Source organism: Kamptonema formosum PCC 6407 (assembly GCF_000332155.1).
Classification (GTDB): Bacteria; Cyanobacteriota; Cyanobacteriia; order Cyanobacteriales; family Microcoleaceae; genus Kamptonema; species Kamptonema formosum.
In genome coordinates this window covers 2,572,167-2,594,738 of the sequence record NZ_KB235903.1, presented here as the reverse complement: position 1 = coordinate 2,594,738, position 22,572 = coordinate 2,572,167, and the positions used below count along the sequence as shown (strand labels likewise).

27 protein-coding genes and 1 pseudogene are annotated in these 22,572 nt (G+C 44.0%); 16 read left to right on the top strand and 12 right to left on the bottom strand.

What is annotated here, in order from left to right:
• Positions 1-112: 112 nt before the first annotated feature.
• The 3 genes from OSCIL6407_RS0116295 (at position 113) to OSCIL6407_RS0116285 (ending at position 1,352) form a co-directional block, all read left to right on the top strand.
• Positions 113-478 (top strand): response regulator transcription factor, encoded by a 366-nt coding sequence (locus OSCIL6407_RS0116295; RefSeq protein ID WP_007357752.1) that lies wholly within the window; start codon positions 113-115, stop codon positions 476-478.
• Between the two features lie 91 nt (positions 479-569).
• On the top strand, positions 570-971 hold the full coding sequence (locus OSCIL6407_RS0116290) for a hypothetical protein (RefSeq protein WP_007357751.1): 402 nt from the start codon (positions 570-572) through the stop codon (positions 969-971).
• Positions 972-995: 24 nt separating this feature from the next.
• Positions 996-1,352 carry a hypothetical protein gene (locus OSCIL6407_RS0116285; RefSeq protein ID WP_007357750.1) on the top strand — a complete coding sequence of 119 codons (357 nt, stop codon included), beginning with the start codon at positions 996-998 and terminating at the stop codon, positions 1,350-1,352.
• A gap of 48 nt (positions 1,353-1,400) precedes the next feature.
• Here OSCIL6407_RS0116285 and darG read toward each other — a convergent pair whose 3' ends face one another.
• The 4 genes from darG to OSCIL6407_RS0116265 all read right to left on the bottom strand — a co-directional run bounded on the left by darG (position 1,401) and on the right by OSCIL6407_RS0116265 (position 5,773).
• Complete coding sequence (darG, locus tag OSCIL6407_RS0116280; RefSeq protein ID WP_007357749.1) at positions 1,401-2,450, bottom strand: type II toxin-antitoxin system antitoxin DNA ADP-ribosyl glycohydrolase DarG; 1,050 nt, start codon at positions 2,448-2,450, stop codon at positions 1,401-1,403.
• Positions 2,451-2,527: 77 nt separating this feature from the next.
• Positions 2,528-3,163 (bottom strand): type II toxin-antitoxin system toxin DNA ADP-ribosyl transferase DarT, encoded by a 636-nt coding sequence (darT, locus tag OSCIL6407_RS0116275; RefSeq protein WP_007357748.1) that lies wholly within the window; start codon positions 3,161-3,163, stop codon positions 2,528-2,530.
• Positions 3,164-3,310: 147 nt separating this feature from the next.
• Positions 3,311-4,705 carry a tRNA uridine-5-carboxymethylaminomethyl(34) synthesis GTPase MnmE gene (gene mnmE, locus OSCIL6407_RS0116270; RefSeq protein ID WP_007357747.1) on the bottom strand — a complete coding sequence of 465 codons (1,395 nt, stop codon included), beginning with the start codon at positions 4,703-4,705 and terminating at the stop codon, positions 3,311-3,313.
• A 288-nt stretch (positions 4,706-4,993) separates the two neighbouring features.
• Entirely contained in the window at positions 4,994-5,773 is a 780-nt protein-coding gene (locus tag OSCIL6407_RS0116265; RefSeq protein WP_007357746.1) for an ion transporter, read from the bottom strand.
• Between the two features lie 55 nt (positions 5,774-5,828).
• Here OSCIL6407_RS0116265 and OSCIL6407_RS0116260 point away from each other — a divergent pair, with 55 nt between their 5' ends.
• The 7 genes and pseudogenes from OSCIL6407_RS0116260 (at position 5,829) to ndhM (ending at position 9,782) form a co-directional block, all read left to right on the top strand.
• Positions 5,829-6,632 (top strand): radical SAM protein, encoded by an 804-nt coding sequence (locus OSCIL6407_RS0116260; RefSeq protein ID WP_007357745.1) that lies wholly within the window; start codon positions 5,829-5,831, stop codon positions 6,630-6,632.
• Positions 6,633-6,839: 207 nt separating this feature from the next.
• Complete coding sequence (locus tag OSCIL6407_RS0116255) at positions 6,840-7,415, top strand: TerD family protein (RefSeq protein ID WP_007357744.1); 576 nt, start codon at positions 6,840-6,842, stop codon at positions 7,413-7,415.
• 45 nt (positions 7,416-7,460) lie between these two features.
• On the top strand, positions 7,461-7,658 hold the full coding sequence (locus tag OSCIL6407_RS0116250) for a TerD family protein (RefSeq protein WP_007357743.1): 198 nt from the start codon (positions 7,461-7,463) through the stop codon (positions 7,656-7,658).
• Positions 7,648-8,028 (top strand): hypothetical protein, encoded by a 381-nt coding sequence (locus OSCIL6407_RS0116245; protein WP_007357742.1) that lies wholly within the window; start codon positions 7,648-7,650, stop codon positions 8,026-8,028. The genes OSCIL6407_RS0116250 and OSCIL6407_RS0116245 overlap by 11 nt, the downstream gene beginning before the upstream one ends.
• 67 nt (positions 8,029-8,095) lie before the next feature.
• Positions 8,096-8,245 (top strand): annotated as a pseudogene (locus tag OSCIL6407_RS38335) (hypothetical protein); the annotation flags it as partial.
• 58 nt (positions 8,246-8,303) lie between these two features.
• The gene (locus OSCIL6407_RS0116240) at positions 8,304-8,891 is read left to right on the top strand and encodes a pentapeptide repeat-containing protein (protein WP_007357741.1); all 588 of its coding nucleotides are present in this window, start codon (positions 8,304-8,306) and stop codon (positions 8,889-8,891) included.
• Between the two features lie 546 nt (positions 8,892-9,437).
• Positions 9,438-9,782, top strand: a complete 345-nt coding sequence (gene ndhM, locus OSCIL6407_RS0116225; protein ID WP_007357740.1) for an NAD(P)H-quinone oxidoreductase subunit M — start codon at positions 9,438-9,440, stop codon at positions 9,780-9,782.
• A gap of 5 nt (positions 9,783-9,787) precedes the next feature.
• Here ndhM and OSCIL6407_RS0116220 read toward each other — a convergent pair whose 3' ends face one another.
• Positions 9,788-10,180: a hypothetical protein gene (locus OSCIL6407_RS0116220; protein ID WP_007357739.1), complete on the bottom strand. Its 393-nt coding sequence runs from the start codon at positions 10,178-10,180 to the stop codon at positions 9,788-9,790.
• A 267-nt stretch (positions 10,181-10,447) separates the two neighbouring features.
• On the opposite strand from OSCIL6407_RS0116220, the gene OSCIL6407_RS0116215 reads away from it, so the two are divergent.
• Complete coding sequence (locus OSCIL6407_RS0116215; protein WP_007357738.1) at positions 10,448-12,709, top strand: PP2C family protein-serine/threonine phosphatase; 2,262 nt, start codon at positions 10,448-10,450, stop codon at positions 12,707-12,709.
• Positions 12,710-12,887: 178 nt separating this feature from the next.
• Here the strand turns inward: OSCIL6407_RS0116215 and OSCIL6407_RS0116210 are convergent, their stop codons facing one another.
• The 4 genes from OSCIL6407_RS0116210 to OSCIL6407_RS0116195 all read right to left on the bottom strand — a co-directional run bounded on the left by OSCIL6407_RS0116210 (position 12,888) and on the right by OSCIL6407_RS0116195 (position 15,995).
• A complete protein-coding gene (locus OSCIL6407_RS0116210) occupies positions 12,888-13,589 on the bottom strand; it encodes a CsgG/HfaB family protein (protein WP_007357737.1) in 702 nt (233 codons plus the stop codon).
• Between the two features lie 300 nt (positions 13,590-13,889).
• Complete coding sequence (locus tag OSCIL6407_RS0116205; protein ID WP_007356258.1) at positions 13,890-14,480, bottom strand: anti-sigma factor family protein; 591 nt, start codon at positions 14,478-14,480, stop codon at positions 13,890-13,892.
• Positions 14,481-14,621: 141 nt separating this feature from the next.
• A complete protein-coding gene (locus OSCIL6407_RS0116200) occupies positions 14,622-15,281 on the bottom strand; it encodes a sigma-70 family RNA polymerase sigma factor (RefSeq protein ID WP_007356257.1) in 660 nt (219 codons plus the stop codon).
• A gap of 228 nt (positions 15,282-15,509) precedes the next feature.
• Complete coding sequence (locus tag OSCIL6407_RS0116195) at positions 15,510-15,995, bottom strand: molybdenum cofactor biosynthesis protein MoaE (protein WP_007356256.1); 486 nt, start codon at positions 15,993-15,995, stop codon at positions 15,510-15,512.
• A gap of 331 nt (positions 15,996-16,326) precedes the next feature.
• Between OSCIL6407_RS0116195 and OSCIL6407_RS0116190 the strand changes: the two genes are divergently transcribed.
• Positions 16,327-16,728: an SH3 domain-containing protein gene (locus OSCIL6407_RS0116190; RefSeq protein WP_007356255.1), complete on the top strand. Its 402-nt coding sequence runs from the start codon at positions 16,327-16,329 to the stop codon at positions 16,726-16,728.
• Between the two features lie 273 nt (positions 16,729-17,001).
• Positions 17,002-17,769: a Uma2 family endonuclease gene (locus OSCIL6407_RS0116180; RefSeq protein ID WP_007356254.1), complete on the top strand. Its 768-nt coding sequence runs from the start codon at positions 17,002-17,004 to the stop codon at positions 17,767-17,769.
• A gap of 33 nt (positions 17,770-17,802) precedes the next feature.
• On the opposite strand, the gene OSCIL6407_RS30810 is transcribed toward OSCIL6407_RS0116180, so the two are convergent.
• Positions 17,803-18,006 (bottom strand): hypothetical protein, encoded by a 204-nt coding sequence (locus OSCIL6407_RS30810; protein WP_148288868.1) that lies wholly within the window; start codon positions 18,004-18,006, stop codon positions 17,803-17,805.
• Positions 18,007-18,069: 63 nt separating this feature from the next.
• Here OSCIL6407_RS30810 and OSCIL6407_RS0116170 point away from each other — a divergent pair, with 63 nt between their 5' ends.
• Positions 18,070-18,990, top strand: a complete 921-nt coding sequence (locus tag OSCIL6407_RS0116170; RefSeq protein ID WP_007356252.1) for a macrolide 2'-phosphotransferase — start codon at positions 18,070-18,072, stop codon at positions 18,988-18,990.
• Between the two features lie 64 nt (positions 18,991-19,054).
• Here OSCIL6407_RS0116170 and OSCIL6407_RS0116165 read toward each other — a convergent pair whose 3' ends face one another.
• On the bottom strand, positions 19,055-20,044 hold the full coding sequence (locus OSCIL6407_RS0116165) for an aspartate carbamoyltransferase catalytic subunit (RefSeq protein ID WP_007356251.1): 990 nt from the start codon (positions 20,042-20,044) through the stop codon (positions 19,055-19,057).
• 98 nt (positions 20,045-20,142) lie between these two features.
• On the opposite strand from OSCIL6407_RS0116165, the gene OSCIL6407_RS0116160 reads away from it, so the two are divergent.
• The gene (locus OSCIL6407_RS0116160) at positions 20,143-20,682 is read left to right on the top strand and encodes a hypothetical protein (RefSeq protein ID WP_007356250.1); all 540 of its coding nucleotides are present in this window, start codon (positions 20,143-20,145) and stop codon (positions 20,680-20,682) included.
• A gap of 317 nt (positions 20,683-20,999) precedes the next feature.
• Positions 21,000-21,218 (top strand): DUF4327 family protein, encoded by a 219-nt coding sequence (locus OSCIL6407_RS0116155; RefSeq protein ID WP_019487428.1) that lies wholly within the window; start codon positions 21,000-21,002, stop codon positions 21,216-21,218.
• A gap of 72 nt (positions 21,219-21,290) precedes the next feature.
• Here the strand turns inward: OSCIL6407_RS0116155 and OSCIL6407_RS0116150 are convergent, their stop codons facing one another.
• Complete coding sequence (locus OSCIL6407_RS0116150) at positions 21,291-22,544, bottom strand: FHA domain-containing serine/threonine-protein kinase (RefSeq protein WP_007356248.1); 1,254 nt, start codon at positions 22,542-22,544, stop codon at positions 21,291-21,293.
• Between the last annotated feature and the right edge of the window lie 28 nt (positions 22,545-22,572).

Sequence of the window (22,572 nt, the reverse complement as noted above, 5' to 3'; positions counted from 1 at the left end):
CCCCCCTGCTCCCCTGCTCCCCACCTTCCCCATCCTCCCCATCTCCCCCTCTCCCCCCATCTTCCCCTCCCCCTCTCTTAGATTTTTAACAGGGTTATCGATTTAAAATTTTATGAAGACAGTTATAGTTGTAGACGATCAACACTCGCATCGGGAGATGATCTCAAACCTTCTCAAAGGTAGCGGCATCAATGTGATTGAGGCAAGCGATGGAGTTGAGGCAATCGAGAAAATAGAGGTAAATTGCCCAGATTTAATAATTTTAGACATTGTGATGCCGGGAATGAATGGATTTGAGGTTTGCCGCCGACTCAAAAATAATCCTCTAACGCAGAATATACCCATAGTATTTTGCTCGGTTAAGGGGGAAGAGTTCGATCGTTATTGGGGTATTAAACAAGGAGCAGATGCTTACATTGCTAAACCTTTCGGGCCGCGAGAACTTGTAGGAACTGTGAAACAATTTTTGCGATCGTAGGGGGTGAATTTGACGTAAATTTCATTCGCTGGCGCAATCTGGAATATAATTATTTCTATTCTAGAACGCCCATCAATACTTTACAAACCAATTGACAAATCCAGCCAATACTGCTGATTCTGAAAAAGCAGCTCTCATTGCCGAACTCACTCAAGCAGGTATCAAACACACACCTGAAAATATCGTTAGAATTGCTAAGAGATCTGATGGCAAAATCGTTTTTTTGGAATTAGGAAATATTAAATCTGGAATGCAACACATTTTGAGTAAAGCTGCTCAGTTTGCTGAGATAGGGATTGATATTGATGAAATTCCTGATGCCGTGATGACTGCCATAATAGAAGGGGAAGTTGTGGGTACTCAAGGAAAACTGAGTGAGACACCCAGGCAAATTTATAAATTTGTTTTTAAGGGGGAATTTAAGTATATGGCTATAACGGTATCTGATAACGGATATATTGTCGGTGCGAACCCCAGAAGTAGACTTAGATAACAATTAAAAGGAGGTAAGGTAATTATGGTTAAAAAAATTAGGTTAATGGCTGATTATGGCTGCGATCCTTTGTGGGGTGAAGATGCAGATAATATTGGCGATATAGATCCTATAACGCTACCAATAAGTCAAGATACAATTAATCGGCTATCCAAATGGGTGAAAGCATACGATGCAACTTTAAATCAGGATTATCCGCCTGATTCTGATTTTTCTAGTCCAGAGGAAGCTGAAGCTTTTGACCGAGAAGGTGTGAATTTGTGGTTACAATTGCAAAAGGAACTCGCACCTGAATATGAGGTTTATTATTTCAGCGATCGCCTACAAAAACTTTTTACTCATCCTAGTGAGATAGAACTTTTAGTTTCTCGATCCATGTAATAAGTGGTTTTACCTAATTAAATACTTGTGTTCTCAATCCTCAACTATTTAATCGAACTTGATATGAAATAACCAGTTTTCCTCACGAAGACGCTGCCATGCTTTGCGGATATGTTGAGGTTTAAAGAGATCGCGCTTACGAATACTCCATTCTTTTACAAGAGAGATCGCTTTCTCCACATCTTCTACTGCTTCCTGATCTTCCTGAGTAACCCAGTGAACTGTTGCTAATAATTCCATGCCATAAGGAGTTTCAAAGCCTTCAATTAACCTACTAACACGCTCTAATCTAGCATTAGCATCAGGGTTATTTTCTAAAAAGGTTTCTGCCGCTTTTTTCCCTTCTGGTAATACATAAACTTGCGCCTCTTGGCTTCGATCTCCATAACCTCTGATATAATGTCCTTCTAATGTTTGAAAGACATGATGGAGATTATTAGCATAAGGGCCGTATTTGTCCCTCGTATATTGCAACTTTAGCGATTCTCCTGCAACTTGAAGAAAATATGCTAATTTTTGAATTTCTAGCATTGTTAACCGATAACCAGGAAGCCGATATAATTCTAGCAAGCGAATATACAAGGCACGGGCGCGAGTCATTTTGGGGTTTTCTGTAGCTACCCGCATTCTATCAACTTCAGGAGTATTCTGTGGTGCAAACAGCAAAACTTTTACATTTGGCAAGTAAATAAAAGCTGATTCAATTAAGGGTTTTACCTGTGTCCAAGATAAACCACCGTTTCCACAACCCAAGGGCGGAATAGCAATAGACTTAATATTTAATCGCTTAATTTCTGCGATCAGTGCTTTAAGTCCAATCTCTATATCTTCTATCCGTGAATTGCCTTTCCAATGGCGTTTTGTCGGGAAATTAATAATGTAACGCGGATTAAATAAGTTGCCAGTAGAGACTATAAACATTTGTCCTGGCTGCACTTTACTACTACGGCAAGCTTGTGCGTATTGGCGGAAGTTTTCGGGAAATGCTTGTTTAAATTGTAAAGCAATTCCTTTGCCCATAATGCCAACACAATTAACCGTATTAACGAGGGCTTCTGCATCTGCGTCTAAGAGGTTGCCTTGCGTGAGTTCTATCATAATATTTGCTGTTTATCTTATTCAAGAATAACAAATTGGGTGAATCTGGAATTGTAAATGATATATATCTTTACTATTTAATAATACCAAGCTGTGCGAGTCTTGACTGGTGGCTGATGTGTGGTATTCTTTTCTAAGATTTTATCTACTTCTGTCTTAATTTGGTAGTTTTTAACTCCGATTTCTGTTACTAACTGCCAAGGGAAGAATTTGTAAACTAAAAACTCAGCTTGACGCTTGCGTTTTCTATCATTATCTTCATCAGTATCAAACCAATATCGGGATTCCATAACTTCCCAATCAATAGCCTCATCCAGATATTCTAGGTTATCAAAAAAATCGGTAAAAGTCATAACTGCATGACCATCTGTAAAGGCAAAATGTAAATTACTATCGGCAATTTTTTCTACTTCAGAAACTAGGTAAATTATAGGAGTTTGACCTTCGCTATAGCCTTTTACTTTTCCCTTGTTGTTAATAGCACAGAGCATGGGGGAACGGGGGGCAAAATAGAATGGAACATAATCATGTAATACTCCACCTACACTGCAAGGTACGGAAGTTCTGGCACGGCGATCTTGGATACCATCGTAGGCAATATTAGTGTACTCGGCGTTGGCTTCATACATAGCGTTGCAAGCTAATAATCCACCGGCTTTAACAATGGATTCCAGATTATTGATATGGGTAATATGATAGATAAATGTTGGCATGGCAATTCTAATTTATTTTGCCTAATCCTAACACAATTAGAATTTAGGGAAAATGGTATACGAGAAAACTAAAATATCGCGGCGATTGAAATCGCGGCTACACAAACAAAGTCCGCCTGCGCGGACTAAGATGTAAACTTAATCAATCTATTTACCAATGCAAAATCTACTAAAAATCCGATCTAAAACTGATTCTGTCACTCCTTCTCCGGTGATTTCTCCCAAAGCTTGAATCGCCCCCCGCAAATCTATTGTCCAAAAATCCAAGGGTAATTGGTTGTTAATTGTATCCGCGCATTGTTCCAGAGAAATTTTTGCCCTAGTTAACGCTGCTGCTTGCCTTTGATTAATCGCTAAGTCTAAATTTCCAGCTTGTAAATCTCCCGCATTAACAGCAGTTAAAATTGCTTGTTCTAAATCTTCGATTCCCTGATTATAAGCGGCTGCGGCTAGAACTTTTGCTTGGGGATTTTCGATTTTTGATTGAAGTATTTCTAAGTCTTTTTCCGAGACTAAATCAACTTTATTAACGATCAAAATTACCGGGCGATGTTTTACCTGTTGGTAAATTTCCCGATCGCCCTCTGTCCAGCCCGCTGCGGCATCGATCGCTAACAACACTAAATCGGCAGACTCAGCCGCCTGACGCGATCGCGCTACCCCAATTTTCTCAACCCGATCCTCTGTCTCCCTAATTCCCGCCGTATCCAACACCTGTATCGGGATTCCACCCACCACTAACTGCGATTCCACGACATCCCGCGTTGTCCCTGGTAAGTCAGTTACAATGGCGCGATCGCACCGACTCCAAGCATTCAGCAAACTCGACTTACCCACATTTGGCCGCCCCACGATCGCCACTTTTAAACCAGATCGCAGCAATTCCCCAGAGTCAGCCGTCGCCAAAATCCTTGACAATTCTGCCAAAATATGCTGAATTTGTAACGCGATCGCACCCTCATCCAGCGGCGGTAAATCTTCCTCAAAATCAATCCGCGCCTCAATTTCCGCCAACACATCCAGACAAGTCGCCCTCAACTCGCGGATGGGTGTAGCCAATTTCCCTTGTAAACCAGCTAAAGCAGCCTGAGCCGCAGCAGGCGATCGCGCCCCCACCAAATCCGCCACGCTTTCCGCCTGACTCAAATCCAGTCGCCCATTCAAAAACGCCCGCAGCGTAAACTCTCCCGCTTGCGCCAACCTCGCCCCCGACTCCAAACACAACTGCAAAACCTGTTGTACGGCCATAATTCCCCCGTGACAGTGGAATTCGACCACATCTTCGCGGGTATAAGAGCGCGGAGCCTTCATAATTAACAATAGGGCTTCATCGACCAATTGCTGAGACTGGGGGTGACGGATGTAGCCGTAGAGAATGCGGTGAGATTCCCAAATTTGATTTCCTGGCGCGTGAAACAGGGTGTGCGCGATCGCGATCGCCTCGTCACCAGAAACCCGGACAATACCCACACTACCCTGTTGTGGCACAATTGCTGTCGCGATCGCCGCGATCGTCTGACCTGTTGTTAATATCTCCGACATCTTTACTCTCAATTGTTAACTGTTAACTGTTAACTGTTAACTGTTAACTGTTCTGTAATTATGTTTATACCACCAGATTTAAGTAGTCGTACATAATTAAACGTAGGGTGGGCGCTCGCCGCCTCAAGCCTGTAACTCATAGTAGAAGATGGTTGAGGCGAGCGCCCACCTTACAGTTTATAGCGTTTATTTATGTCCGATTACTTAATATGATAACATTTTTCAATTACAATTAGCAATTAGCAATTAGCAATTAGCAATTAGCAATTAGCAATTAGCAATTAGCAATTAGCCCTTATCCAACTTAGTCCCACAATTCTTACAAAATCTAGCATCCTTATCATGTACGGACAATCCACAACCATTACACACAGTTTCTACCTGATTAGCAGTTTTCACAAATTGCTTAATTAAATCTCCCAATTGCCAAGGAATGAGAGCAATACCGTTCAAAATCATCAAAACAGTTAAGAATCTTCCTGTCTCCGAAATCGGAGTAACATCCCCAAATCCCACAGTTGTCATTGTCACCACTGAAAAATAAACCGCATCCAAGAAAGTATTAAACTTCTCAGCATTAACGGGATGTTCAACTTGATAAATCAAACCAGAGTACACAAAGATAATCGTAAACAGCGTAAATAAAATCCTGGCAAAAATTACCCCGTCGTCGCTGCTGATGCGGAAGATAGAAATTTTGAATTCAAAAAATCGGAGAAGCCGCAAAATCCGAAACCACCGAAAGATACGGAGAAAGCTGATATTGACTATACCTAGAAAAAATGGTAAAATAGCCAGTAAGTCAATTAAAGAGAAAAATTTAAAAACAAACTTTAACTTTTCATCCGCACACCAAAAACGGACTAAATACTCAAAAGCAAAAATGATTAAAATAGCAATATCAAGAGCTTCAAGTTCAATCCTAACTGGTTCAGAAAGAGGGTAAGTTTCCGCTACAAAAATGGCTGAAGATAGCAGAATTAGCCCCGTAATAATTAAACTAACAGCCCTCCCAGCGGGAGTTTCAACATCTTCGAGATAAAAAGCAATCTGTTGGCGAGTTAACATAAGTGGTATAATTGAAAAAGTCTTTATATTTTAAAATTCCAATTGGATAACAGCTATGTCATCAACTACAACATCTAAATTTTCCTCAGTTTACGGCCCAGTCAAGTCTTGGCGATACGGGCGATCGCTAGGTATTGACCCCATCGGCCAAGTTTCTACCTGTTCCTTTAACTGCGTTTACTGTCAACTGGGAGAGATAGAAGTTAAAATCAGCGATCGCGCCATTTTTATCCCTACCAACCAAATCTTAGAAGATTTACAATCCTTCGCGCCTTGGGATGTAGATAGCATCACCCTCAGCGGTAGTGGGGAACCGACGCAAGCTTTGAATTTAGGCGAAATTATTGCATCTGTCAAAAAATGCACCCACCGCGCGATCGCAGTATTGACGAATGGAACCTTACTGACTGACCCACAAGTGCGTTCCGAACTAGCTTTAGCCGACAAAGTATCGGTAAAATTAGATGCAGTTAGTAGCGATCGCCTCCAGCGCATCAATCGTCCCGTCCCAGGAATTGACTTACAAAGTATTCAGACCGGTTTGCAACAATTTCGGCAACAATATAATGGAGAGTTCGGTATTCAAACAATGGTTTTATCACCCTGGGATGCAGCTACGAAAACAGAATATATCCGTTTAATGAAATCCTTAGCGCCTGCGGAAATTCAACTCAATACGCCCACCCGACCAAAACCTTTAACTCGGCAATTAGATGGGAGAGGAAATCACACTGCTGAGGATCGTCCTTACCCCGTGCAAATTCTTAAATGTATCAGTTATAGCGAATTAGAAGCGATCGCAACTCAGATTCAACAAGAAACTAATATCCCCGTGCGTTTTGCCCCGCACACACTTTAGTAACGCCGCCTTCTAGGCGGTTTCTTTACCGCCTAGAAGGCGGCGTTACGAATAGTTTTGCGTAAGTCCTACAGATGTTACGTCTCATTTAAAGATATCATTAAAGTTGAGTTGAAAAACGCAACCCAACTCTGTAAAGGCAATAGCACTACTAACCGTTTAGCAAAAATAGCAGCTTTCTTAAATCGTAGGAAGGAACAAAAGCCCATGACCGTACAATTAATTAAAGGTGGCAGATTCAATCTTTCTCAAGAAGTGCCGAATTTGAAAAAATTAGCGATCGCCTTGGGTTGGCAAGCCAATCTAGCAGGTAAGAACTGTGAAATTGACGCTTCAGCATTTATGCTAGGAACAGATGGCAGAATCCCTCACGAAGACTATTTAGTATTTTACAATAATACTAAATCTCTTGACGGTTCTGTGAGACAATCAGCCACCGATAACTATTCACCTAGAAAAGGATACATCAATACCCTTTACGGAGTTGATTTATCCAAAATGGATGCGGCGATTGAACAGATTGTACTCATTGTTACTATCCACGATGCCGAGTCAGTAGGTATGAACTTTAGCAAAATTTCTAATGCTTTTATCAGTCTCTATGATAGTCAGACAAAAGTTGAATTAACTCGCTACGAATTAAAAGAGAATTTTACAGTCGAGACAGCCTTAGAATTTGGACGCTTATATAAAAAGAGTGGAGACTGGAGGTTTCAGGCCGTAGGACAAGGATATAAATCAGGATTGCGGAGTTTTGTTGAAAAGTATTATGTGGAAAAGTAAACACTGAGAAAAATCAAAACTATCAATCATTGCAGGAGAGAAAAAATGACTTATGAATTAACTAAGGGCGACAGATTTAACCTTTCTAAAGAAGTTCCTGATTTCAATAAAGTTGCGATCGCTTTGGGTTGGCAAGTGAATCAAACAGGACAAAACTATGATATTGATGCCTCCGTCTTCATGTTAGCGGCAAATGGTAGAATCCCAGAGGAAAAATACTTTTTATTTTACAATGCAAAGTAGCAACTCACCCAAACCGCAACAATTTTATATTTATGTTGATATAGATGACACATTAGTCCGCAGTTATGGCAGTAAAAGAATACCAATCACTGCGACGATAGAACATATCAAAGAACTTAAAAAAGAGGGGGCTAAACTCTATTGCTGGAGTTCGGGCGGAGCCGAGTATGCCAAGAATACTGCAAGGGAGCTTGGAATCTTAGACATCTTTGAGGCATTCTTGCCTAAACCTCAGATGTTACTGGACGACCAAGGAATAAACTCTTGGAGAGGAATGATAGAAGTTCATCCTATGTCATGTCGCTCCAACAGCTTAGATGATTATCGTAAACAGTTACAAGCTCGCCTTACGAAAAGTTTTGATATTTAGAGCGGATCGTGGAACTCCTTTTAACCATATTGGAGAACTCGAATACGCTTATTGAGGCCTACAAAATGTCCGCCAACAACTTGAAAGGAAAATCCGAAACCAACCTCCTGACATAACTTCTAGAGTAAATGAGGTTTTAAACAAAAGATATAAACAGGTTCAAGACGAATTGAGTAAATTAAAAAGTTTTTTAATAAGTATTGGACGCAATCCCTAGAATTTATCAGTCCGTCACCCGCTCATTTAGTAAATAGTCTTAGTAAAAGGAGGAATTTATGTCCAAGGAAACCAAAGATATATATGAGGAAATAGAAGAACATAGAATAAAAGTGACAAGTAGATGGCAATCTGAAAAATGCCAAGCTATGCTTGCCAATGTAATTACAGCGTTGCAGTCGAGACAGCCTTGGGCACACTTTCTCTCGGAGTTGCCTTACATTGAAGAAGCCGACTGGGATTTGAGAGGTGCTCCCCTTGCTGGCATCAACTTCGCTGGCGCGGATTTTAAAGAAGTGAGGTTGTATTTTGCTGACTTAAGAGGTGCTAATCTGGAGTTATGTGATTTTCGGGGAGCGGATCTCTCCGATACTAACTTATCAGATGCTAACCTAGCAGGAGCAGATTTTGAAGGTTGTTTTATGATGAGCATTAATCTGACTAAAGCCAATCTTTCTAATGCCCAACTCATGCGTGTAGTTTTAACTGGTAGCAACTTAGTGGAAGCTAACTTCTCTGGAGCTGATTTAACAGGTGCGCTCTTGCTGGGAGCTAAACTTGAGGGTAAAGTTTTCGATGGCGCAATTCTACAGGATGTTAGATGGGGTGAATTTGCTAAAGAAGAATCGACAGGTGAGGAAGAATGAACAAAGTTAATCTTTGTTTTATTAGGCTGATGATTAAGAGGCTGGCCTCTTAGATGTCAAATAGGTTCTATAGAGAATAACTTATTTATGACCAAACAGATGCCTCTTGGCGATCGCTCTCATGTTAAGAAATATTTCGCAAATAATATCTTTCAAGCTTGATTCTAACAATTTTTTTACTGGGTACAATCTCTTTAATTGGGTAGAACTTACGCACCCAACCAAAGAAACCGGGTTTTTTACGAAAATACTTCGCCCTTATCCACAGATTCTCTCAAAAACCCGGTTTCTGAAGCCATAAGCGTAAGTCCTATTGGGTTAAAAAAACTGCTAAATCCTTGTCGAAGCAATCCTTTTGTATTCTTACTATCCCCACAGCCTTCGATATAAATCCGAATCTCCTTTACCATTTATTTCCCCCTCATTACCATAAGAAAGGAAATTTTGCAGTCGCAGCGAGTGAATAAATCTTTTACCTTCCACCTTGTCCTCCGATCGCAATTCTCAGCTATTATAAACTCTGAAGCTTTCTTTACTCCGAGAACCATGCTGCTCAAATCCACCACCCGGCATATCCGCATCTACACCGCCACCCTCGAAAACAACGAATTCGTACCCAGCCAAGACTCTCTGACTATCGATATCGATCCAGATAACGAGCTAAACTGGACTACTGAAACCCTCAACCAGGTTTACCGCAAATTTGACGAGCTCGTAGAAAGTTATAACGGCGAAGACTTAACAGAATATAACCTCCGCCGCATTGGTTCAGAGTTAGAACACCTCGTGCGATCGCTTCTTCAGCAAGGCCAAATCAGCTACAACCTTAATAGCCGCGTCCTCAACTACAGTATGGGGCTCCCCCAAGTTGACTCTCAGATTAGCGTCTAGCAAATTTAAGAAGGAAAAGGAATAGAAGATGTCGCCCCCCCGTCTTCATCTAAGGGCGGGGGAACAAAGTTATCGATCGCATCCGCTAAACCTTCCTCCCCCTCGCTTAAATCGCTCAAATCGCTACTCCCTTCCTCTTTTCCCTCAGCATTTTTAGCTTGCTGGCGCTGCAAAAACTGCTTCATCGCCACTTTACGGTTAGTCATAAAGTGCCCCCAAGAACCAGGGAAAAACTGATCGAGAGTTTCGACGATCGCCCAAACCTCAAGATTCATCATTTTGTAATACAAACCATGAGAATGCTCAAGCGTAGCCAGCAACTCATCGACCTCTAGACTGGGGAGAAATTTGGGATCGGGTGACTTTTTTGGTGAGGGGCTCGAATCGGGAATGGGCATAATCTACCTTTGTCAATGCCTGTTTCGTTTTATTGAGTTTTGTTTCAATCCCTGCTCGGAGAGTAATGATTCTCCGTGTCGCTTTCCCCCTTAAATCATATCATTGCCGTATATTCTCTAGATGCGCTCCCAAATTATCGCTCTTCCTGATTCCTTCTGCCAGATCGACAGCGCGATCGCCAAAATAGAGATAGCAAGGAATTAAAAGACCAGAATTGGCTAAAATAGTTCAGATCAGCACTAGGCTGAGAGGCGTGAGGAACCCCTATGCAGTACGCTGTGCCAAAACATTACTTGTGGGCTATCGGTGAAGGGATAAAAGCCTGTCGGCCTGGAGAGCTGATAGCTGGTCGCTACCTATTCAAGGGCGACCGAATTCTGCTCGATACTCAATCCGAACAATATCCCGAAATGCCCGAAGACATTCCGGGCTTTATCACACCCTATCTGAGGCTATTTCCCCATCGCCTCCACGTACCCGAAGTGTACGGCGTAATCCCCCGCACGACTACCAAACTCGGCAGCGACATCTGGCTATTAGAAAATGGCCCGCTATCGACCACCGGCGAAGGCTTAATGCCAGAATTAGCGATCGCCTGGAAAAACGCCACAGCCATGCGCCAATTGTCTTGGCTATGGCAAATCGCTCAACTCTGGCAACCGTGCAGCTCTCAAGCAGTCGCTACTACCCTAGTCACCCCCCAACTGCTGCGAGTAGAAGGGCCCTTACTACGGTTATTAGAATTACAGCCCGATCAAAAAGCCCCCAACTTTTCTCAGTTGGGCCAATTATGGCAGCAATGGGTGGGAAGCGCCCACCCCACGATCGCCAGTTTTTTACGACAACTGTGCCAGCAAATGACCGCCGGTCAAGTGCGAACAGCCGAACAACTAATCGGTCAGTTAGATAAAGCCCTAGCCTTATGCGGGCGATCGCTCGAGCGGACAATTTACATCGCCACCGGCACGGACACCGGCCCCACCCGCTCCCACAACGAAGACGCTTGCTACCCCCCCAATGGTACAGCCATCAAAGTATCTCCCGGCTCAGAAGCCTGCGCGATCGTCTGCGACGGTATTGGCGGACAAGACGGAGGGGAAGTCGCCTCCGAACTTGCCGTTACCACACTTCGCGATCGCGTACAGCTTATGCTGCTGCACCCCGCCAATTGCGACCCCCAATCCCTAACCGCTAAATTAGAACGCTCTGCCTGCGCCGCTAATGATGCCATCTCCGGGCGCAACGACAGCGAACACCGACAACTCCGCCAGCGCATGGGCACCACCGTTGTCATGGGTCTAGCCCACGCCCACGAACTCTACATCGCCCACGTCGGAGATAGCAGAGCCTACTGGATTACCCGCAGCAGTTGCCGCCAAGTTACTCTAGATGATGATGTCGCCTGCCGCGAAGTCCGGCTCGGTTACGCTCTTTATCGAGATGCCTTACAACAAGTAGCCGCCGGAGCCCTCGTCCAAGCTTTAGGCATCACCTCCTCAGCAACTCTCCACCCCACAGTACAGCGCTTTCCTGTAGACGAAGACTGCATTTTTCTACTATGTTCGGACGGTTTAAGCGATAAAGAGCGGATTGATGAATGCTGGGAAAATGAAATTCTCCCCATTCTAGATGGCACTACTAATGTCGCCAAGGTCAAAGACCGATTAATTGAAATAGCTAATACCAGAAATGGGCACGATAATGTCACGATCGCTCTGATCTACTGTCAAGTAAGACCAAAAGAAGAGGGCAGTACCCTAACAGAATTATCCATCGCCCCCTTGGACGTTCCCGTTTATGTCCCGGATGAAGATGATGATGCCGTCCCCAACTTTAGCATCCAAAATGCCGGAGGCAATTCGTCCTTAAAAACCCAGTTTTTCCCCCGTCCTAAAAATCAAAGCCCACTACCTTATTTACTAGGTATTTTATTGCTCTTAGTATTGGGGGGACTGCCTTTAGCTTACTTTTTTAACCCAGATTTTAGTGAAGTTACCAATCGTTGGTTTCAGGGAAGTTCTGCTGAGAATCCTATTATAGATCCTGTTAGCCCATCCCCTGCAACTCCAGTTCCTACTGCTGTTGTCTCCTTATTTAAAGCTGGAGATGTGATTGAATTTAAACCAGATCCGGGAATTAAGAACGAGCGCTTAATTTTGAGTACCGAATTAGATCAATCTGAGGTTAAAGGTACAGTTCCACCGGGCAGTATTTTGGAAGTTATCAACACAGAATTTAATGAACAGGGAACTTGGCTGGAGGTAAAAGTTTGTTCTCTTCCTGACCAAGTTAACTCAAGTCAAATTAAGCTGAATACTCCTAAAGATTTAGCAAAAGTTACTAAAAATCAGAGCAAACCCTCTCCCTCAGCAGCCACTCCTACGGCTTCCCCGACAATCAAAGCAACTTTTGAACCTGAAGCCTCGAAACTAAAACCGGGAGAAACAGGATGGATTAAAGAAGAAGAGGCAATCTTTAATAAGATTGACCCCAATCTTGACCCTAACTTAGTGCAAAAATGTAATTAGTTAACAGTTATCAAGACTTACGCACCCAACCAAAGGAACCGGGTTTTTTAGGAAAATACTGCATTTTTACCAACAGATGCTCTCAAAAACCCGGTTTCTGGAACCATGAGCCTAAGTCCTAAGTTAAATATTAACTGTTAACTGTGTTCTCTTCTGCCTTCTATCTTCTACTTAATCCTTAAGGAATTTTAGTAGAAACTTCAGACAATTTAATTACCATTTGTGCTACTGCTTTTTGAACTGCGGTACTCAAAAGATCGTCCTCGTTACTACCACTAGAAGAGTTACCGCTAATACCTCTTACAGAAACGCTACTTTCGCTTTGATCTGCTTCTCCTATGCCTTTAGCAGTAGCCAGGATGTCGCCAGTAGTAGTGCTAATCAGCCGCGCGTCAATCTGGACATTGGCTTTGGTTTTAGAAGAACTCCCGCCTATTCCCATAAAACCGCCGCCACCTCCTGACTGCTTATCGACGTTAAATCGAGTAATAGTACCGATTAGTACCGCATCTACACCTAGTTCCTTACCGATTTCTGCTGCTGTAGCTGCATCGACTGATGCTACCCTGTTTTTCTGTCTGAGAACTTGCTCTAGTTTGCTGCGATCGACTACGGTGTAAGTGCCATTGTTGACAAGTTCGTTAATCAGCATTTCGCTAATGCCTTTGGCTGCTCCTACGCCTCTGTAAGAGCTGTAATAGCTATTGCTGGTGCCATACTCAAAGTCCATGACTACGAGGCGCTTTTTCTGACCGGCTTGAGCTTGTCTCTGTGCTGGTTCGCTGGCGGCGGGTGCGAGTGTGGCTGGTAGAGATGCAGCGGTGAATAGTAGAGCTGCTAGGGAAATTCGCATTAAACGAGTCATCCAGGTAACTTTCATCTATTTTCTCCTCGAAGTGAACTTGACTAGCTTCCAGAATAATTCACCCGCTAGCCAGATGTCAGGTTAATTTTGATAAAAGGTTAGTAAAAACTCTCTTACTTTAGTTAAATAAAAAATTCAGTATGCGATCGCTAAAAAATAGCGATCGGCTAAAATATAATCGCTATATAGTAATTAATTCTTTTACGTCTAATTAGCAATTACCAATTACCCATTACCAATTACCCATTACCAATTACCCATTACCCATTCCCAATTACCCATTACAGTTAACAGTTAACAGTTAACTATTACCAATTACTGCCCTCTAGAAACTCCCGAACCCGGCTTGGGAATTTCCACCACAGGCTCGTTCACAGTTAACATCAAATCATTAGGATTCACTATATCCATTACAGGCTCATTCAAAGCGAGCATCAAGCCATCAGCAGTCGCAGGAACTGGAGCTCCAGCTAACTGTGGAGAAAATAATTGTTGGTCGGATACAATACCGGACATCATCGCCACAAACATCGCCGCGATCGCACTTCCCGCCCAAACCAGAGTCCGATTCCGCCTGCGGTCAACTTGTTGGAAAACCCGATTTGCCAAATCTTGTGCAGGTTGCTGTGCAGGTGGTACAGGCATTACCTGTAACTCGTGTCGTAAAGACAGCAATCGATCGTATAAGCCGCGAACCGAGGGATCTGCGGTCAACCACTCTTCAACTTGGCGGCGTTCAGCAGCCGTCACTTCACCATCCAGGTAGGCACTCAGCAATTCAAAGCGATCTCGCATCATAGTGTTTATGGCACCCTGCCGTTGATTGTTAGAAGCTGGATTCCTAGTTAGTGAATCCCGTAGGAAGTGCTCTTGATGATTTTTATCGGACTCAAATTTAGGATTCATTAGTCACACCACCTCATGGAATTTCGGAACTCACGCGCTGGTTACTCAGCAAAATATCCTTTATTTACGATCTTAAAAGAGAAGTTTGGAGTCAAAGGAAAACTTTACCAAAACCTCACACTACCGTCTCAAAAAGCTAAACTAGCGACCATCCAGATACTTTTGCAATTGTTGCTGGAGTCTCTGGCGAGCACGAGCAATTCTGGACTTTACAGTTCCCAGGGAAACACCAGTTATTTCGGCTATTTCTTCATAGGCTAACCCTTCGATTTCCCTAAGAACAATAGTCGTGCGGAATACTTCTGGTAGATCTGCGATCGCTTCGTGTAGCTGATCGTAAAACTCCCTCGTCGTCAAATCTTCATCAGGCCCCGGAGAGTCAGCAGCAATTTCCCAATCTATCTCTCCATCTTCTAGAAAGCGGGGAGCATCTAGAGACATGGGGGGACGAACCCGCTTGCGTTTTCGCAACTCATCATAAAACAAGTTTGTCGCGATCCGGCTGAGCCAGCCCCGGAACTTAGCAGGCTCTTGCAAGCGCTTAATATTCCGGTAGACTCGAATCCAGACCTCCTGAGCCAAGTCTGCCCGATCTTGCCAGTCCGGTGCCAAGTGATATAGAACCCGATCGACGTGAGACTGATAGCGACGCAGCAGTTCGGAAAAGGCAGCGCGATCGGGGCGCAACCCTTCTTGGCATCGCAACACTAAGTCGTAGTTAGAAAGTTTTTCGGCTGGCAATTGCACTTGAGGAACGGTCGCCTCAACCGTAGACCAGGGTACAGAAATAAAGTGACTCATGGGCGGAATTCGCTGTGTCAAACTTTCCGCTTTTAATGACGCGCCCCTGAATGCGTGAGTTCCCTAAATTTTGGTACATTTTCAGGATATTTTTTGGGCAACCGGAACAAACCGGACTTTCAAAAATATTTACACAGCATCACTTACTCAAGGTAAATAGAGTACCCAAAGCTTTTAGCATTATGTTAAAAGCTCTTTTGTCTAAATAACTGAATCTGACACTAAAACTTAACAATTAGCTTCACACGCTCCTATGCTGACCCAACTACTAGAGCCATCAGTAGAAAATTCTTTCTTCCAGATCGGAGCATTGTGTTTCAAAGTGTCCATCCCGTACTGGCAAGCTGCAAATGCTTCTGAACGGTGGGGACAACCAACAGCAACTAACACACTGATTTCCCCAATCTCCAATCGCCCAACGCGGTGGTGAATTACTACTCGATTAACATCTGGCCACTGACGGCGAATCTCGGTTGCTATCTGCCGGAATACTCGGACAGCCATCGGTTCGTAGGCTTGATATTCCAGAGCCACTACAGGTTGACCATCAGTTTGATTGCGTACAGTACCGCTCATCATTACCACAGCCCCATTAGCTGCGTCATCAGCTAAAGTGTATATTTCTGCGACTGATAGTGGAGCAAAAGTAATAGCAAAACTATCTTTAGGATGATTGTCTGAAAGAGTGTTGAGGGAAATTGTAAGGGTATTCATGGGCTAATAATAGTTGTGATGCAACTGAATATTGAATCTATTTTCAGCGATCGCCTATCCATAACTCTAACTCAGCACCATTGATAAGCTTCAGTTACAGATGTTCCGAGCTTACTTCTAGGATTTGTAAATTTTATTAGATTTTTCTTTGCGAAAAACAAGCCAAGTGCTATGGTATTGGCTATAAACTCGGTAAAATTCCCCAAACTTCGACAAAAATAGAAAATAACCAGGGTTACTGATGTGTTTTCCGACCCATGAGTAATTCTTCTGAAATTAGGAATTTTTGCCTGAGTTTAGCCAGACCAATCTGACATTAAATCAGGAAATTATGGAAACACTAGCATTTACTCATTCCTACGTTACCTACGAAAACCCCGGCCCAGAACTTAAGCTGAGATCCCTTGAGCAACTAGGCTTAAATATTCCCAGTTCTGCATGGATGGGTCTTGCAGGTATTGCAGTTGCTCTATCTGTCTTAGCCGTACCTAGTGACGCATACGCCGCCTATGTCCGCACCAATGGCGGTCGGCTAAATGTCCGTTGCGGGCCTGGCATTGATTATTGCGTACACTCCAAGCTACACAATGGTAGTCATGTCAAGCTTACGGGTCATTATAAGAACGGGTGGGCTCAGATCAAAGGCGGTGGCTGGGTAGCTTCCCAATGGCTAGGCTACCGTCGCGCTTCTTCCCATTCCCACAGCCAGAAATGCAAGCATTACTATCATTAATAAATTGAACGATCGGAATTAGTTGAACTTTGCTAAGCCCAACCAATGGGCTTTTTTTGTGCAATAACTAGCAGACTAGGGGCTAGGGCGTGTTTTCAAACCCTGGGGGCTAGGGAAGAAGGGAAGAAGGGAAGAAGGGAAGAGAATAAAAGTAAGAGCTTTGTCGCGATCGCGCTTGCCGAACGGTTCGATCGATTTAGAATACCCTAATGTTCTTGGCGGTTGCTATACTATATAAATTTGCACAAAATTTATTGGTTGAGGGTTAATATAATGGTACTTGAAGCCCCTTCTATAAAAGCTAAGCCAACTGTCACTTGGGAACCCTTACCAGCCAACTTCGTATTACCAGACGATCCTGTGGAGAATATTCAACAACCTTCTCTCGCGGCTGCTCTCACCGATACACTGGGAGCCGCAGGATATATCCAGCCAGAAATGCTCATTGCCTCTAATTTGGGGCTAGTTGCTACTGTCAATAAAAAGATTGTAGTCAAAGCACCAGACTGGTTTTATGTAACTCAAGTGCATCCTTTAGCAGCGGGGGTCATTCGTCGTAGTTATACTCCTAATACTGATGGTGCTAATGTTGCGATCGTGATGGAATTTCTCTCAGAAGCAGATGGAGGAGAACTATCAATTCGATCGACTCCCCCCTATGGCAAACTCCACTTTTACGAACAAATTCTTCAAGTGCCTACTTATGTCACTTATGACCCCTACGAAGTTAATTTGGAAGTGCGTTATTTGCAAGATGGACGATATGTTTTACATCCAGCAAATGCACAGGGCCGGGTGTGGATTCCACAACTGGAACTAGATCTGGGGATTTGGTCGGGGCAACGGTTGGGACAAACGATGAACTGGCTGCGCTGGTGGGATAACTCAGGTAATTTGCTGCTATGGAGTTCAGAACAAGCAGAACAGGAACGCCAAAGAGCAGAACAGGAACGCCAAAGAGCAGAACAGGAACGCCAAAGAGCAGAACGATTGGCAGCAAAGTTACGTGAATTGGGAATCGATCCCGATTTGCCAGATTGAAAGCTGATGCGCGATCGCGTCTTTCTTTATTAATTAAGACACTGTTTCAACTAGCAGTCTCCCTAATAGTTTCTCGTAGCCGCTCCACATCGCGTGTGCAATCAGCTCAGTCAGTTCGTCTCTGTGGGCTTGCGCTCTGTCTGCCTCACGCTTTGCCTGCGGGTCGTTCATTAACTCCATATCGGACTTTTCACTCGTTTTGGCAGCGTTAATTTCTAAGTTTGCAGGATTGTACAACAATGTTAGACGATAGTTCTATATATAGATGTTAGCCAATGCTCATGAAGGAGCGAATTTAAAATGACTAAATCTATTAGTGAAGACTACCAAATCAGGACACTACTTAGCATAGCCGACAAAAATGGCTTCATTTTGGACGCAGACTTAAATATTAACAAATCGGGAATGGACTTCATAACTACGTTTGCTACTGCCAAAGAGAATAATACAAAATGGGTATTGCGATTTCCCAGAAGACTTGATGTTCTTGAGCGTATGTATTATGAAAGAGAAGTTCTTGAACTGGTTAAAAGCCAAGTCGATGTGAGCGTTCCCGTCTGGAAAATTGTTTCGGATGAACTGGTTGCCTATCCGCTATTAAAGGGAATTCCTGCCGGAACCATAGATCCAGATATCGGCGATTATGTATGGTACATCGATCCGAAGTCTCCGCCTGCTGTATACATTTCTTCTGTGGCAAAAACACTGGCACAACTCCACAAAACACGCATTGAGGTAGTGAAACAATTCAGTATCCGAGTTCAAACAGTCGATCGAGTGCGGCAATCTATGGGAGAGAATATGGAGAAGACCAGAGAACTGCTTGGTGTTTCTGATAAACGCTGGGCACGTTGGCAAGACTGGATTGCCAATGATGCCTTGTGGCCTCAGCATTCGGCTTTGATTCACGGAGACTTTCACCCTGGTCATACGCTTGTGGACAAAGACGGAAATTTGATGGGACTAATCGATTGGACAGAAGCCGCAGTAAGCGATCCTGCCAAGGATTTCGTCTGTTTCTATGCCACCTTCGGTGAGCAAGTTCTCCAGGATGTGCTTGAGCATTACCAAACTGCTGGTGGGATCGTATGGTCTTATATGAAGGAACACATCATAGAACTCTGGAATGCTAATCCCGTGGAATACGCCTTATTCGCCTTGCTAACTGGAAAGGAAGAACATATTGCGGGGGCTCGAGCCTCTTTAGCTTGGAGTGGATGATATTGGTTCAATATTCTTGAACTGGCTAACCTCACATAGATTTTTTCTGAATTCGCCAACAGTGTTAATTAAGCTTACCACCCCCCATCAGATAGAGCAAAGCCATCCTGACAGCAACACCACTGGTAACTTGTTGGGAAATTAAACTAAATTCGGCATCATCCATCAAGTCAGAACTAATTTCTACACCTCGGTTAACTGGGCCTGGATGTAAAACTTTAACATTGGGTTTGCAGAGCTTAAGGCGATCGCGCGTAATCCCAAACAACTGATGATATTCTCGCAAACTCGGCAACAAATACTGACCCATCCTTTCCTTTTGTAGCCGCAAGGCCATCACAAAATCAGCATCTTGTAAAGCAGGTTCAACTTGCCAATGTAAAAATAAGTTTCCTTCCCTACCATTGCCACACTCAGCAAATAATAACGGCAACAAAGTAGGTGGCCCCGCCAAATGAACTTCAGCTCCAGTTGCAGTTAAACTCCAAATATTAGACCGAGCTACTCGCGAATGCAGAATATCGCCAACAATAGCAATTTTTTTACCAGCTAAAATTTCTAGGCGAGGGTGTTCGGGGTCTAAGAGCGAACAGATAGTAAATAAATCTAACAAACCTTGAGAAGGGTGTTCGTGCTGACCATCTCCAGCATTAAGGACGCTCACCTTTGAACCCAAACGATCCATTTCCTGCGCGATCGCCATCGGTACTCCAGCCTGCTCGTGGCGAATTACCATCATATCCGTTCCCATTGCCAAATAAGTCTTCGCCGTATCTAAAATAGTCTCCCCCTTGGTCAGAGAAGAACTTCCCGGCGTAAAATTCAGCGTATCTGCCGACAACCGCTTCGCCGCCAACTCAAAACTATTACGAGTCCGAGTAGAAGGCTCAAAAAATAAATTAGCCACCACTTGACCTTGTAGAGCCGGCACCTTCTTTGTGCGGCGACCAAGCACTTCTCGAAAACTCCCAGCAGTTTGCAGTACCGCGTCGTATTCACCGCGAGTAAAATCAGCAAGAGAGAGAATGTGGCGGCGAGTCCAAACCATAGCCATTTTAGATTTTAGATTTTAGATTTTAGATTGACTGCTGTTTCCTGCGGAGCTGTTAAAAACCTCACCGAAATTCATATAAAGAGTTTGGTGGTCGATCGATGAACAGTATCCAGCAATATCAGGCGGCCTTTGCTGCCAGCCTGATTATATTTAGCTTAAATAGTTGCACTCCGCTACCCCCTGAGCTGGGAGAGTCCATTCCCCCGATACCATCACCCACAGCTACGCCACAGCCTGAAACTATCTATCCCCCAATACTGCCAGCAGTTGAGGCTCCTGTAGCGCCTGATACGAAGACAGTCACCATTTATGGAGTAGACAGTCAGTGCCAAGCTTTAATTCCTGAAGATGTCACCGTTCCGGTAGAACACTCCCTTGAGGCAACAGTGGCACAAGTTTTAGAACAACAGTACACCACAGACTTTGAGTTGAGTTATCGGGTAATTCTCGATCGCCAGAAGAGTTTAGCTATAATAGATTTGCGTATTCCTCCCAACTCCAAACGCCGATTAACCTCTCTTTCCAACTGCGAACAGTTAGCCTTGTTTGGTGGTCTGCGCCAGACTCTCATGGCAAACCGGGGGTGGAAGATTAAAAATGTGCGCTTTACAGAGGAAGGTAAAGAAATTTGGCTCTAGTGTGGCGATCGCTCCCACAATTGCTATATTTTTCGTCATTGAGGCCGAAAGTGTGGTAGAGCCCACTCTCAAGATTTAACTTCTTCCTGGTTCCTTGACCTTCGCCGGTAGCTATAGCAGCCTGAAGCCCTCAACTCCATGATTAATTCTTTCAACTTAGCCTTAAATCTTCAGTCTTGCTTATACCTACTTGTCAAAAGTAACGATAGTGCGCTAAAAGGTTAGATGGTGACTTTCCAACAAAAATCTACACATAGGCAAAAAGTGAGAGCAGGAAAGTCTTAATTCGAGAGGATTTAAACAATTCAAGAGGTATTATGAGCCAGCAGGTTATACACCCGATGGTCAAATTTCAACGTCAGGTGCAATCACTTGTGAAATCCAACATCATCAAACCGACAGATAGTCTGTGGAAAATCGCTTTACTGTACGGAGACGAGTGGCCGTACTGGAAACAACAACTCCAAGAGTTTGATTTTTCCATGCAAGACCCCGTTAGCGAGTTGCTAGTTGTCGAAGGTTGGGATGAGGACTAGAAAAGTTTTGAGTTTTGAGTGTTTAGTTTTGGGTAACTCTTTTAACTAAAAAGGGTTTCAGTGTACTTTTGCCTAGAGGCAAGCTGCTAAGGCTTCGGCTAGTTTTTTAGCTGTAGGATAGCGATCGCCTGGTTTAGGTTCCGTTGTCCGCGAAATCACAGTCCGCAATTTCGGCGCGATCGTGGGTACCCTTTCCACGTTGAACCCAAAATCTCGACCTCTCTTGCCGTAAAACTTTTGGGGGCTTTCCCCCGTTAGCAAAAAAATCAGCGTTGGGCCAATAGCATACAAATCGGATTGACTTAGCGGCTGACCCCGATCCTGTTCCGGGGCAGTGTAGCCCTCAACGCCAATGCGAGTACCAGGGGGCGTGCCAATTTCTTTGACGGCCCCAAAATCGATTACCGCGATCCCATTGTCGCGGTGGCGTACCAGCAAATTAGCAGGCTTAATGTCTCGATGAACGATCGGGGGCTGTTGCGAGTGAATGTAGTCCAACACCTCACAGGTTTGAATCATCCACTCGATCGCCTGTTGGGGAGTAACCGGCCCCCGCTGATAAATCCGTTTTTCTAAATCTTGACCGTGAAGCATCTCCATTGCCAGGTATTTCTTCCCCCCTTCCACAAAAAAGTCAAAAAACTGAGGAATACCCGGATGGTGTAGCGCTTTAAGGGTACGGGCCTCCCTTTCAAAAAGTTCTTGAGCTTTGGCGATTTGGGCCATATCCGCATTCATTTCCTTAAGGACTACCAAAGATGCGGCCGGGGGAATTCCAGGCTGTTGCGATCGCGCCTTCTGGCTATCCCAGGCTAAAGTCGTAGTCCCCATCCCCCCTTGACCTAAAGTTCGCAACACTTGATATTGGCGAATCGTGCGTTCCACGCTAATTGGTTTGCCACAATGGATGCAGAATAAACTCCCTGGCGGGTTGCCAACATGATTGCAAGTAGGGAGGGGCGCAGGATGCGGACTTGGGGAGGGAGAATGGGGCAAATTAGCCAATATATCTGAGCTTACCTGGAATTTCAGGATGGGCCCGCCTCGTGCTAGCTGGATCAGGGAACCGTCGGAGACAACACCCTGAGACATCAAAACACCATTGACAAAAGTCCCATTGGTGCCTTGATTAACAAGCAACCAAGTGCTGTTAGATGGTGAATTATTAATTTTTCGTAACTCTAGGTGTTGCCGGGAAACTAGGGAATCGACAATAATAACGTGATTTTCTGGAGAGCGGCCAATGCGAATGATTGACTCGCTATCAAAGATCCAGCGTTGCAGAGGAGTCTGTTTTTGGGGGTCTAAGAGAGTGAGAGTCAACACATTTATAGCTAGGGACTAGGGGAAGAAG